Source organism: Ruegeria sp. AE3 (assembly GCF_056542225.1).
In genome coordinates this window covers 19,512-32,037 of the sequence record NZ_JBQFZL010000017.1, presented here as the reverse complement: position 1 = coordinate 32,037, position 12,526 = coordinate 19,512, and the positions used below count along the sequence as shown (strand labels likewise).

Genomic DNA, 12,526 nt, shown 5'->3' with positions numbered 1-12,526 from the left:
GACCCTAGTTAGAGAGGGTTCAGTGAATCCGGCCAGCGCCTTGAGTGTTCCGTGATCACGAGCAGCACATCTGCGCCGGACAGTGCTTCGCGCGTATCACGGATCATGCGCAGGTTCAGGTCGTCGATAACAGACGCAGAAATCGGTCGGCCGGGATTGTAATAGACTGTAATCAGGAATGTTCGCCCAAGTTTGGTGACGGACAGATCCTGTAGTGATCCTCCATCCTGAACAATAGCAGCACGCAGAGCCCGTCGGGCTGCAGCGATGTCTCCGGGGCTTGCGCTGACGCCCGCCAATTCACCCAATCCTCTGCGAAAATCTGTGACGTAGGTTCCGACCGCCAACAAGCACAGTACTAGGACGATTACCGAGTCGCCCACCGGCGCAACTGGTGCCAGCGGACCGTCGCGGAACAAGTAGACGGCACCCAGCCCTACACCTGCCGCCGCCGTGATCAGCCCGTCGAACATCGCAGCCTTGGACTCGAGCCGCAGGATCGAGCTGTTCTTTCCCATTCGGCGCCAGGTGAAATGATGGAAGCCCCACATGAAGGTGCATGTGAGGCCAATCCCGGCGAAGTAGATGATCATCGGCGCAAAGTTCAACGGCTCAGGCATTATACCGTTGAGGTAGTTGTAGATATTCTTGATCGCATTCGTTATTGCGAACAAGACCAAGCCGAGAAGAGACAGTGAGCGAAATGTCGCAAAAATAGCCTCGTCAGCGGCGTAGCCGAAAGGGCGGACCTTGTCCGGACCCGCATCGATGCGACGACTGATCCGACGCCCAAGCAGCGCCGAGCCGAACCCGACCAGGGAGAACAGTCCGTCCATCATGATCGCGTTTGAATTCGACAACATACCAGCCAGCACCCCCGCGGCGGCCATGAAAAGGTTTCCCCACATGGCCACGCTGAGAGAGCGTCTTTCCAGCCGTTTTCTGCTATCTGAATTCAGCGTCATCATATTTTGCAGTCCTGATGTGACATCAATCTGCTCTTCCAATATCCTTCCGTTGATGTTTCGCCAACACTTGTGGTGAATATTAGAAGAATCCGTCAACAGGTCAGTGGTTTATCCCCATGGCATCGCCATTTGTGGACAGGTCCCTTCATAAAGAGTTTTCTTGGCGCCTGAGATCATTTAGCCAGCACTCATTTCTCCGGCCTCACATGATTGTTGATTTCCACTGAAAAGTGACCCGGTAGGCCTGATAACTTTCACTGAGAATTGACCCTTGTGAACACATTGCTCCGAGGATTTTGTTTGGGGAGACTTGAAGTGATCGGCATGGAATTTTTTGAGTGTCATACGACGCTGGGCATTGCGTGACAAAATGCCAATCCGCGATAATTAACGGCGCACGGGGCTGTCTCGCAACACCGTCAGAAAGTATCTGCGCGAAGGTGCTGTAGAACCGAGGTTCAAGACGCCGCCGCGTTTGAGCAAGTTGGTTCCGTATGCGGATCGGTTGCCTGATGGCTCTCACTTTGCCCAAAGAAACAGCGTGGAGTAGTACAACTTGATTTACGTCAGGCAAAGTAGATCGCCTGACGGATCAGACCAACTGAATTGGCTATACCCCAGTTCAGCATCTGAAAATGTGTGTTCTGGCTTCCTTCGTGGCCGAACCAGTTGCAGAAATAGTTTCCCGCGATCAGAAAAGCGGCCCAGATGGCGCGATACAGCGCGACACTAATCATATCAAGACAGAGCGCCGCCGGAAGAGCGACAAACCCCACAGCAGCGCTAGCCATTGCACTGACACCAGTCACAGACCGGCAACGTCCAGGACGGTTTTCGCAGCCAGTGTGGGCTGTCGCACCTCTTCAGTGCGTAACCGCCTGTTAAAGGTATGTTCGTACAAGCCCTACGCCGATCCGGCGAACACGATCGCCGGTCTTGTCAAACCAACATGGTCTGATAGGCTTTGGGCGCTCGGTTGGTCTCGTACGACGTTGCTTTGAAAGGCCTTCATCCGAAGTACCTCTTATATTGTTCCATTAGAATTCGTTTGAGGCAAAGAATAACGTCCAGGGCTTCTTACTCGGACAGTGGGCCCAATTGGGGCAACAAAACGGAGGCGCGTGCATGAATCGGACAATACCTGCAGACCCTTCACAGCCAAACATTCCCTATCGTTCGCGCTCGGTTAATCCAGAATTGAAAGTACTATGTATTCTAGTCGAAGCTGCAAATCGTTTTTTTCCAGTTGCTGACACAAAACGGTCGCCGATCAGAGCAGGTGTTGGTCTAGTACTGGCAGTAGCTCTGATATCTAGTCCCATTCAGTCTTTCGCAGAAGTTACCGTGATAGGTCCCGGCGAACGCGTCACAGTGGAGGATGGCGGGCGACAGACGTCGATGATCGTCACAGGTGTTCTGGGTGCACAGGTTGTTCCGGAGTATTTCGGAGCGAATAGTCAGCAACTTTATCCAATGGGAAGTGTCGAAGTTCCGTTTCTGTTTTCTCAGTTTCTTCGGTATGGCGATCCGGTCCTGACGGAAGATCCATTGGTATTTCCTCCCGGGTTCATTCCCAGGCTATCAGCGCGATATGTTCCGCCACGGGACTCTTCCGACTACCCAGAGCTGACTGGCCTGGAAGATGTCGGTCTATCCATCGAAATCGGCGCAGGGGTCGGATATGTTTCGCGAAACGCCGAAGTTTTTGCAGATCTTCGGTATGGGCTGGGCGGGCACGACAGTTTCGTCGCCGCAATCGAAGCCAATTACATAGCGCGCCCGATGGATCGCATGACAGTGCGCTTCGGGCCGCGACTGTTGTTTGGTACAGACAAATATAATCAGACTTATTTCGGAATTACGCCGGACGAAGCCATACGCAGTCAATACCCCGCCTACGACCCAGCTGGAGGGTTGGTCAGTGCAGGGTTGGAACTCGTCGTCACCCACAGGTTCGCCGATACTTGGTGGCTGGAAGTTGGTGCCAAATACGAAAGGTTTCAAGACGCGGCTGCCGGCTCACCCATCGTTCGTAATGGGTCCGCCGATCAGTTCGAAGTGCGTGTTGGTCTCCGTCGCGCCTTTTTAGTGCGCTTCTGACGTGGTCGAAACCATTTCGCACAGACCACTTGTAGGGGATTTGTTGCAAAGATGTGAGCCCGTCGAGTTGTATCAGCAATCGCCTGTGAGTCAGACGGCGAGCTCAGCGAACTGCTGAAATGGACAGAGTCAAGGTTTTGATTTGGCCCTTGCGGATCATGTACGACACTTCAATTCCGTCGAGCGTTGCCGCCGCTGAAGCGAAGGCCTTGAACCCCAGCATTGGTCGCGTGCGTCTCTTGATGAAACGATGTTCCTGTTCCACGATATTGTTCAAGTATTTCCGCCTCACCATCTCAATCGGGATCGTGCAGACAAAGTCTTTGAGCATTTTATTGATGGCCTTAATCCCCGTTACTCTGATTATGCCTCCTTCATTTTAAAAGTTTTTTCGTGTGTCCAGATGCCGAGCATCAGGATCGCAAGTCTTTTGGCAAGAGCGACAACGCCTTTTTGTGACTGGTAGGGGTTTCGAGAGCCCGAGCCCATCTCTGTAATTCCGATCCATTGCCCAGTTTTACTCGGTTCAGAAAACTGTCTGCCGTCATCGACTACCGGGTAAATTTAGGGGGTAACTCAAGAACACTGCGAAGAGAATCACATCATTCGGATACTGTGCGCCTTGGAAGGAGATCATAAACAGACTTTCGACTTCAATATTTTGATATCCATTCACTCGAAGCACTTATGAGCGTCAGCAGTCAAAACTTAGCAACAGATCCCCTCGACTCTGCCCGTTTCGTCAATCCGACGAGTTGGCAATCTGAACCCATAGCGATCGCAAATCTATTTGACCGACCTAAAACTTTGCAATGAAACCTATCTACTCGCCTCGCACCTCGACGCATCGGCTCGCCTCAAGCCTCTTCAGTCCCTCGTCAATTCGCGCACGTAGCCGATCGTCCATCATAATTTTCGCTGCATAGTCTGTGGGATCGACGCCGCGTTCTGTGAATGGCGCGATCGCGGCGCGGGCACTTTCGAGCTCCCCGGCCAGCGCATGCGTGACCGCGATCAGTAACCAGTCGTAGATCGCATCGCGCGCGTCGATGTCACGGACAAGGTCGGAGGCTGAGCAATAATCTCCCGCGATCAATGGTTCCATCGCGAGCGATATGGACACCCAGATTGGCAGCAACGGGTTGCGTTCGCGCGCTTCTCGCACAAGCGCAAGGCCGTCTTCGATGTCACCCGACTTTGCGAGCCAGCCACCGACCAATGCCATCATCAGCGTCGCGTTTGGGTTAGCATCGACGGCACGCGAGATTAGATTTCGGTACCGTGCAGCGTCCCCCTGTGATTGGGTAAAGGCTGCTGAGGCAAAAAGCGCCTCCTGGCAATTGGGAGCCAGAGCGATGGCCTTCTCAGCGTGGATTCTTCCCGGCTCGATCACATCTTCGATCGGGGTAGCGCCGAGTGTCGCTGCTTCGATCAATGCTATCGCAACCAAAGCATGGGCGAGACCGCTCGATGGGTTGTGCCGGAGGGCGCCTTCTGCGAGCTCCTGAAACTCCTTCAGGCTATCAAGTCGTGATGTACCTACGTGTGCATGAAACGCCAGAAGCGCTTCATAGACGCCTGCATCCGTAGCACTGCGGCCGGTATATTGCGCGTTCAGATCTTCGGCGACGATACCGTAGGCATCAGCCAACCGTCTCGCACATTGGCACGCGATGTCCTCCTGAAGTCCGAATACATCGGCATAGTTGGACTCGATCCGAAACCGGTCTGACCAGATCAAGGTCTCATCAGGAAGCCGGCTCAACTGGACTAAAATGCGAAGGTTCCCACCGGCCTCGCGAACGTTGCCACGCAATATGTAGTCGACCCCTCCTGCAAGGGCCGAATTGTTGTTGTCAGATGCGATCACGCTCTCATGCCAACCGGAAATCACGCGTAGATGGCCAAAGCGCGCCAGCTCAAGTGCGATCTCCTCGGGAAGTCCGTCTCGGTACAATCGCGCCTTTTCTCCATCTTCTCCGGTAAAACCCAGGATAGCCAGCTTGGGCAACTCCGTCTGCGGGGTCCTTATTACCTTGGCCCGAACTGGAGGTCGCGTTTCGAAGCAAGGCCGATAGTGCCCCTTTGGCACCGATACCACCAACTGGTCTCCGGCGCCCGAGGTCAGGTAATAGTGTTCGAGTGCCTTTCGCAACTTGATCGCTTCGAGCCGGACGACGGGATCGCTGTTAGGGTCGAAACTGGCGTCGCGACCGAAAACATCCATTGCCAGTGCAGTGCCCTTAAGGAGATCTCCACGTCCGGCGAGTTCTTCCTTCACAAGGTGGGTCAGGAACCTTTGAACCCGTGGCCCGGCGGTGAAATCCGAAGAGGAAAGAATGCGATTGAGTTGTGCAGTGACCGCTTCCTCATCTGGTTGAATTTCGGTCAATGCTTTCACACTCCCTAGCACCAACTTGTATCGGGTTCATACAGGCCGATGGTAGCAGCGTCGAAGAACATGGTCGAGAGGGCCGCCCGGAAACTTCGCAGCAGAGCCTCCTAAACATAACGGTGGACCAGTTCAGTAAGGGTGGCGCAGTTCCGCATTATCGATGGCAAATTGATATTATTCATATATGATGGAACGACTAACAGGGGAGACAACAGATGAAGTTTATTTCTGCCAGTGTACTGGCGTTATGTGCCAGCCTTGCTCATGCTCAGGATGCCGCAGACCTGGTTTTGAAAAATGCTTTCGTCCTGACAATGGACAATGAAAATCCCGAGGCGCAAGCCGTTGCCGTACGAGGCAATCAGATCGTGTATGTTGGCGACGTGAATGGCGTGGAAAGCTTGACTGGCGAGAACACCGAAGTCCTTGATCTGACCGGCAAGATGGTGCTCCCCGGCTATGTCAGCGCCCACGACCATGTTCTTGGCTCCGCGTGGTCGACACTAGGCGTCGATCTGAATGCGGCAAAAGACAAAGAAGAAACACTGCAGATGCTGCGGGACTACGTGGCGGAAAACCCGGATCTGCCGATCGTTGTCGGCCAAGGATACAATGCAACCCTTATGGGGGGGGCGCCGACTGCCGCTGAGTTGGATGAAATCATCCCCGACAAGATCGCGATTATCATCGACTTCACCATTCACGACGCGTGGCTGAACACCAAGGCGCTCGAAGCCGGAAACATCACCAAAGATACGCCGGACCCGGTGCCAGGGGTTACTTACTGGATCAGGGATGACGACGGGAACCCATTGGGCGTCGGCAAGGAAGGATCGTGGTTTCCTGTCTATACGAAGGTCGCTTGGGATCCCGAGCGAATGATCGAGGAAAGCCGCGAAAAACTTCAGCCACAAGTGGTCGCAGGCGGCACAACAACAGCACTGATTCCTGGTGTTGTCACTCCGAATTTCACAAACGCACCTGGCATGTTCGATGATTTGGAGGTTTCCATGAAGGTGCTTGAAAAAGCGCTCGCCGACGGTGATTTGCCAGTGCGAACGTTTGTTCAACCGGCCTACAAGGACGCGACAGCCGATCCGGTTGAATTTGCGGCGCGGGCACGTGCAATGGCCGACAAGTACAACGGTGACTTGTTTCGCGTACATGGCATCAAGTTACACCCCGAAGGGACATGGAGTGCCGGCGCGGTTCTGATGCTTGAGCCGTTCGAGGGAACAGACAATATAGGCATCTCGGCGGTGAAACCGGATCAGATGAAAGAGGTCGTCAAGGCCGCAAACGACCAAGGTCTAGATGTTTTTGCCCATGTTGAAGGGTCGGGCACTGTGCGTGGGATGATTGACGCGATCCTTGCGTCGCGCGACTCCGGCAACGCGGACGAGCGCAATGCGCTGCATCACTATCAGATCGTTCATCCTGATGACCAGCAACGCATGATCGACAACAGCATTCCGGTAAACATCACCCCGATTTTTTCGGTAGATTGGGCTGGGCAGGATCAGGACTTTCTCAGCATGTTGGGTGACACGCGCACGAACGAGCGTGTTTCTCAATACAGGCCACTGGCCGATGCCGGGGTCAGCGTCAGCCTTGCAGGAGATTACCCATCCGCGCCGATGTCGACCAACAGTATGCTCTATCAGATCTATACTGCGGTTACGTTCAAGAACCCCCTGGACCCCGCGAACTCTAAGAAGTTCCCAAATGGAGCTGCCCCGCTGGACCTGATGCAGGCGATTGAGGCCGTAACAATCAATCCAGCTTGGCAATTGAGAATGGAAGACAAACTGGGCTCCCTAGAGGTGGGGAAATTGGCCGATATCGTGATTCTGGACCGAAACATTCTGGAATTGGATAATCCCGAAGAGCTGCTGACGACCAAGGTTCAAGCAACGATTATGGATGGACAATTCCGCCATCGGGATGGACTATAGTCGCGGTCAATACGACCGAACTTCAGAGGCACCCCACATTATGGAGGTGCCTCTTTTTTCGTTTTGACCCAGATGTTTGATCCCAAGGTTTGATAATGCGACCCTTTCGCAGCCCTGGAATTGGGACACATCATATTCGCGACGGATGTAGGTCGACATGATCTGCGAGGTCAAAAGGATTCGGTACCGCCTGCACAATCTGAATTCAGGGCCAAATCGAATACTCCACATTCCGAACCATCAGACGCCTGTAGGCGAGCACTTGGGGCGGGACAAAAACAGAATTCGTCCAGATCGCCGCTGCCTCGCTTTCGTAGCTGACGTGATCGTCGAGCACTATCCGCACGACCCGTGTACGTGTCTCAGGTGAATAGCGGTTCGCTCTGTTGTCTTTTTAATGCTCCGATCTTTCCTTGATTTGGAGCCTCAGGAAAACCCGGAGCGGGTCACTTCAAGGCTGCCGAGCATACCTCAGGCTAATCCCGAAACGCTTTAGTGTTGAGCTTTTAAGGCCAACAAGCATCAACGGTGCACCGTGTTCTTTCTGCGCTCGAAGAGGGAAAGAATATGTGCCGCAATCACCATTACCAGCCAAATCAAAGACGAACTGAAATTTTCGGCCGCAGCAAGTGGCAAAACCGCAAACCCAAATAATATTGAAACGAAATCACTTGCTTGCCAGCCATCGGCAAGCAGGTCGGGCAATAATCCAAGAAAGCTGCCGAATGTGCCTGCAATCAATGTTGACAAAAGTCCGCCAACCAATGCTGTAACCCATCCCCCAACGCCTGAACGACCAAACATCGGAGCAAGCAGAAACCCCATGAACGCCCCGCCCAACGTCATCGCAATCACGTAGCGTGTCACCAGCCCGAAGTTCTGTTTCGCCCACTCGTCACTCAACCCGCCGGGAAGGTCCCGTGAAAGGAAGAGCAGGAATAAGCTTGCACCGATCACGGCCATTACCAATGTTGCTGCTCGTCGTGGCGCTTTATACTGTGATTTCGCGACTGTCATTCAATCGGTCCAAATCGAGAGGGATTTTGATGGGTGCGAGCGGGGCCGCTCCGTGGCTCGGTTTTTTCGCGTATACAGGTCAACCGCATCAATCTGCTTGTTTAATTATACAACAAATCGCGTGCGCGGCGTCAACGGCAAGCAAGGGAATTGAAACCATGCAAAACAACCCGGAACATTGATTGCATTTGCGGTCGTCAAATGGTCGGGGCTGCCGTCGGTGCCACTCAACTGTTTCTAACGAAAACAGTTAACGACCGTGGGGAGCAAGTCACGGCCTATTAACAAATAAACAAATTTGATTATGATCGCCTTACAAAGGCGGCGAGGTGTTCCATTATGAAGCGGTTTTGGCAAGTTCTCCTATCTTCAAATTCAGCACGTGCATTTTTCCCTGTTTCGACACAGGTTTCAGCGGTTCTCGGCGCTCTGACATTCATTGCAGTTTCGATAATCGGCGGCACAGCGGCGGCTCAGTTTCCAATTGCGGGAAGCTACGGGTTGGGTGGCGGGTTGGGACAAACCTCTGCTGTACTGCCTCCTCAGGGAACTAGGGTAATCGAAAATGGGTGGATCAACTACGATATCCAACGTTATGTCGATGACAACGGAGATGACATCGGTGCACCAACGCCCACAGTCAACGCGGCCCGGTTGACCTTCAGATATGTTTTTCGTGACGTCAGGATACTCGGGGCCGATTATGCGGCAGGCGTTGTCCTGACTTACCGAGATCAGATATTGCGGCCTGAACCCGGGTCGGGGACAGACTACCATCTGGGAGACACAGTTGTCACACCAATCGCGTTGGGGTGGCATCACAATACCTGGCACTTTCAAACATCCTACACCTTTTGGGCCCCAACCGGAGAATTTGAAGCGGGTGGAAGCACCAACACCGGCAAGGGCCTTTGGAGCCACATGCTGTTCGTAGGATCAACATGGCAGCAGGACGCAAGCCTGCCTTGGGCGGCAACGTTTCAGGCACGTTACGAAACGTTCGGACGCCAGAAAACCACCGATATTCGCCCAGGTGACGTCCTGTCATTGGAGTTTGCTTTTGGAAAAGAAGTCGCCCGGGGCTTCAGTCTGGGGCTTTTGGCGGCACGATCATTCCAAGTTTCAAAGCAAAGCGGTACACCCGGAGGCAATCCCTCAAAATATGAGATCAACCTAATCGGAGCTGAAGGTGTCTGGAAACCCAAAGATCTTCCAGGCGCTCAGATCGCCTTGCGCATGGGGAAGGAATTTGACAACCGAAACACGACGGAAGGCTTCGCGACCCTGCTGTCGCTTGCCTACGCATTTTAACCGGAGTGCATGAGGTCATTCGGTGAATCGTTTACCTTCAAAGGCAAAATGAGAGAAGATCGTGCCTGCGTGGCGATTTTGGCTATGAGTGTAGGCTGTGCTGCGACAGCGCAAAGTACTGATCCGGATGCTTCAGAAGCGGCGGCACGCGCAGCATTGTCAGTTTTGAGTATTGCTGCCACCCCAAACGAAACAATGTCTTCTTTTTCTTTTCTAAGGGCAACAGGCGACACAAAAAGCCTTAGATCAAGCCAACTCCGAGGCGGGTATCACCCGCTCGAAAATGGCTTATATCTTGAAGGGCTTGTGGCTTATCAGAAATACAACCCGGTGCTTTTCTTTCCAGAAATTGCACCTGGTGTCGATGTGGACGTGACCTGGGCAAGTGTAGCGGCAACCTTTGGTTTAGGCTGGGAGTTTCCGTTGAAAAACGACTGGCGCATTCGTCCGGTCGGGCATGTATCATTCGGCCATGTTACGGCTGATGCTTCAATTATTGACTTCCCGTTGCTTCCGGTCAATTCGCAGTCGGCGGATTCAGTTGACGGAAACCTGAATGCACTGGGATTAGGGGCATCTGTCGCCGTATTCAAGGAGACCCAGGTTGGCCTTTGGCAGGCAGAATACCGATTTCGCCAAACGTTTCTGGAGTTTCACCCAATTGACGAACCACAAGCCGGTTGGGCCAAGGCCAACTCCAACCAGACGACGCTTTTTTCTCGCCATCGCTATCCTTTGAAAGATGTCAGGTTCTTCAACTTGCCCACGCACCTAGTTCTGGATGCTGGACTGGTGTACTATCGAGGGGATGCCGCAAAGGTTCTGGACACCGATTGGTTGGCAACTGCTGGTGTCGGCATCGAGTTCGACGCAAGCCGAATTGGTGTTCCATTGGTTCAGGCCGGGCGGATAATGCTGAGTGGTGTAATCGCCGAGGATTTTGACGGTTATTCCATAGGCTTGGGCCTAAGGTTTTAGCGTCGCGCTCAACTTTGAACTTAAGACAATGTTCGGACGTGGGTTTCCCCGTTGGGAATCCAAATCTATGAATCTTGTAAGTTTCTGGATCTGTTGCAAACTTTTGACCTATGGCCTTCGTTGAGTTAGCGCCTGTTTGGCTGATGGCAGGTGTTGTCACGTTAACCCGCGATCCGCATAAAGATCCTGGTTTTTGGATTTCAAACGTAAACGGTAACTCGATCACACGTAGGCAGCGAGGTTCCAGGGCAAGAGATCGTCGATCTGGCTTTGTTTGTGGCCGTTGACGATGGCTGAGAGCGTTGCGGTCAGATATACATGTGGATCGACGTTGTTAAGCTTGCAGGTTTCGATCAGCGAGGCGATGACGCCCCGGTTTTCGGCGTCCGCGTCGTGTCCGGCGAAGAGCGCGTTTTTCCTGTTCAGGGGCAGTACCCGTTCATTCTGCCCATGTCGGGCAGCTTTCCCGTGTGCGTTACGGATGGAATGCCTATTTCGGTTCAGATATCCGGGTGTTTCAATCCCGCCAGCGCGGTGATGGACAATACGTAGCTTTGGAGCGCGATCATGGCGCCGGAGTGGGTTCTTGACGCGGCAGTGTGTTCGACCCTGAGTTTGGGCGTCCCGCTGGTTTCCATTGCTGCGCTTAATGATCTTCATGGTGTTCTCGCGTCCCTGGGGTTCCGGCGAAGCGTTTCGAAGAGGAAACGACAAAGGAGGCCGAGTATGATTCCGGAACGAAGGACCGATCCAGCGCAGCTGCCGCTACCCTTTCATCCCAATCCGATTATGCAGATTACGCAGGAGGAGAAGGCAACTGCTCTGACCGCGCTGGCCCAACTTCTGCTTTCGGCCGAGCCTCCCCCACTGAACTGGTCCACCGCTATGTTTAGGAAACGGAGGACCACGAATGTCCTTTACGACCTTCTCACTGTGGCTCTGCTTGGTTCCGGGTTTCTTTCTCATCTCCACTCCTTGGTGGTTACGATGAGCCAGAAATCCTCTCTTATCAAATCAACCTAAACTGTCCCATTAGCACTGACGTCAGAAACTGGTTGTGAATCCTGACCCTAGAATCAATTACCCCGACTACGCATAAATTATGTGAAGTCGGGATATATTTGGTTAGCTTGCCACTCCTAAAAACGGTAGTTCAAACCGAATGTCGCAGTGGTGACACTAAAATTATTGTCTCCGCCGGATGTGTCAAACCTGTCTTCAAGAATTTCGCCGAATAGTGAAACGTTATTAGAAATGCGGTGCTCCAATCCAATGCCGATTGTATATCCCCATTCGTCATTGGTTGCACTACTCGCAGCGTAAGCTGAGCCGGTCGTTACGTAGGCCAAGGTGTCTCCAAAAGAGTAGCCACCCCGAATTTTGATGCGGCTCAAGCTGTCCAAGTCGCCAATACCTGCGGAAACATTGGAGTAGCTGGAGTCAACTGAAAGACCAGCTACCCAACTACCGTCAATTCCCCAATCGCGACCCACATGAAGTCCAACCAAGTCGCCATGGCCGTCCAAGTCCTCTGCAAGGTTCCCATAGCCAAAACGGGCTCCGACGTAGCTGCCATTCCAGTCTGCTGCGAAAGCAGGAACAGAGGTGAACGCCATCACTGTGGTCATTGCGATCGCCGCGGGTTTTATTACCATTCTTCCAGACATTGTCTTACCTCGGTGAGTTGTTCGTTTGAGATCCGACGGTATGAGATTTGTTAACCGTCCTCTGGTTAACTGTGGAAGATTGAGAACATTCTGGAGGTTCGAAACTGTAAGTTACAGTTACCGAACTGAACCTTC

At 53.0% G+C, this 12,526-nt stretch carries 9 protein-coding genes and 2 pseudogenes; 4 read left to right on the top strand and 7 right to left on the bottom strand.

Annotation, left to right across the window (positions count from 1 at the left end):
• Positions 1–8: 8 nt before the first annotated feature.
• Both ACR0NZ_RS18805 and ACR0NZ_RS18800 read right to left on the bottom strand, forming a co-directional pair.
• A complete protein-coding gene (locus tag ACR0NZ_RS18805; protein WP_480521021.1) occupies positions 9–968 on the bottom strand; it encodes a cation efflux transmembrane domain-containing protein in 960 nt (319 codons plus the stop codon).
• Between the two features lie 566 nt (positions 969–1,534).
• A complete protein-coding gene (locus ACR0NZ_RS18800) occupies positions 1,535–1,759 on the bottom strand; it encodes a hypothetical protein (RefSeq protein ID WP_480521019.1) in 225 nt (74 codons plus the stop codon).
• Positions 1,760–2,312: 553 nt separating this feature from the next.
• Here ACR0NZ_RS18800 and ACR0NZ_RS18795 point away from each other — a divergent pair.
• Positions 2,313–3,068 carry a MipA/OmpV family protein gene (locus tag ACR0NZ_RS18795; protein WP_480521017.1) on the top strand — a complete coding sequence of 252 codons (756 nt, stop codon included), beginning with the start codon at positions 2,313–2,315 and terminating at the stop codon, positions 3,066–3,068.
• A 90-nt stretch (positions 3,069–3,158) separates the two neighbouring features.
• On the opposite strand, the pseudogene ACR0NZ_RS18790 reads toward ACR0NZ_RS18795, so the two are convergent.
• Together ACR0NZ_RS18790 and ACR0NZ_RS18785 are read right to left on the bottom strand one after the other, a co-directional pair.
• A pseudogene (locus ACR0NZ_RS18790) lies at positions 3,159–3,420 on the bottom strand (DDE-type integrase/transposase/recombinase); the annotation flags it as partial.
• Positions 3,421–3,891: 471 nt separating this feature from the next.
• The gene (locus tag ACR0NZ_RS18785; RefSeq protein ID WP_480521015.1) at positions 3,892–5,460 is read right to left on the bottom strand and encodes a hypothetical protein; all 1,569 of its coding nucleotides are present in this window, start codon (positions 5,458–5,460) and stop codon (positions 3,892–3,894) included.
• 218 nt (positions 5,461–5,678) lie between these two features.
• Here ACR0NZ_RS18785 and ACR0NZ_RS18780 point away from each other — a divergent pair, with 218 nt between their 5' ends.
• Positions 5,679–7,418: an amidohydrolase gene (locus ACR0NZ_RS18780; RefSeq protein WP_480521013.1), complete on the top strand. Its 1,740-nt coding sequence runs from the start codon at positions 5,679–5,681 to the stop codon at positions 7,416–7,418.
• A 522-nt stretch (positions 7,419–7,940) separates the two neighbouring features.
• Here ACR0NZ_RS18780 and ACR0NZ_RS18775 read toward each other — a convergent pair.
• A complete protein-coding gene (locus ACR0NZ_RS18775; protein ID WP_480521011.1) occupies positions 7,941–8,435 on the bottom strand; it encodes a hypothetical protein in 495 nt (164 codons plus the stop codon).
• Between the two features lie 339 nt (positions 8,436–8,774).
• Between ACR0NZ_RS18775 and ACR0NZ_RS18770 the strand changes: the two genes are divergently transcribed.
• Both ACR0NZ_RS18770 and ACR0NZ_RS18765 read left to right on the top strand, forming a co-directional pair.
• Positions 8,775–9,746: a SphA family protein gene (locus tag ACR0NZ_RS18770; protein ID WP_480521009.1), complete on the top strand. Its 972-nt coding sequence runs from the start codon at positions 8,775–8,777 to the stop codon at positions 9,744–9,746.
• Between the two features lie 9 nt (positions 9,747–9,755).
• Entirely contained in the window at positions 9,756–10,724 is a 969-nt protein-coding gene (locus ACR0NZ_RS18765; protein WP_480521007.1) for a hypothetical protein, read from the top strand.
• A 222-nt stretch (positions 10,725–10,946) separates the two neighbouring features.
• On the opposite strand, the pseudogene ACR0NZ_RS18760 reads toward ACR0NZ_RS18765, so the two are convergent.
• Together ACR0NZ_RS18760 and ACR0NZ_RS18755 are read right to left on the bottom strand one after the other, a co-directional pair.
• Positions 10,947–11,162 (bottom strand): annotated as a pseudogene (locus tag ACR0NZ_RS18760) (transposase domain-containing protein); the annotation flags it as partial.
• A 701-nt stretch (positions 11,163–11,863) separates the two neighbouring features.
• Complete coding sequence (locus ACR0NZ_RS18755; RefSeq protein WP_480521005.1) at positions 11,864–12,352, bottom strand: outer membrane protein; 489 nt, start codon at positions 12,350–12,352, stop codon at positions 11,864–11,866.
• Between the last annotated feature and the right edge of the window lie 174 nt (positions 12,353–12,526).

Bases quoted from the DNA above. Each gene is read 5' to 3' on its own strand.
- ACR0NZ_RS18805 (WP_480521021.1), bottom strand. From the start codon at position 968: ATGATGACGCTGAATTCAGATAGCAGAAAACGGCTGGAAAGACGCTCT.
- ACR0NZ_RS18800 (WP_480521019.1), bottom strand. From the start codon at position 1,759: ATGGCTAGCGCTGCTGTGGGGTTTGTCGCTCTTCCGGCGGCGCTCTGT.
- ACR0NZ_RS18780 (WP_480521013.1), top strand. From the start codon at position 5,679: ATGAAGTTTATTTCTGCCAGTGTACTGGCGTTATGTGCCAGCCTTGCT.
- ACR0NZ_RS18775 (WP_480521011.1), bottom strand. From the start codon at position 8,435: ATGACAGTCGCGAAATCACAGTATAAAGCGCCACGACGAGCAGCAACA.
- ACR0NZ_RS18770 (WP_480521009.1), top strand. From the start codon at position 8,775: ATGAAGCGGTTTTGGCAAGTTCTCCTATCTTCAAATTCAGCACGTGCA.
- ACR0NZ_RS18765 (WP_480521007.1), top strand. From the start codon at position 9,756: ATGAGGTCATTCGGTGAATCGTTTACCTTCAAAGGCAAAATGAGAGAA.
- ACR0NZ_RS18755 (WP_480521005.1), bottom strand. From the start codon at position 12,352: ATGACCACAGTGATGGCGTTCACCTCTGTTCCTGCTTTCGCAGCAGAC.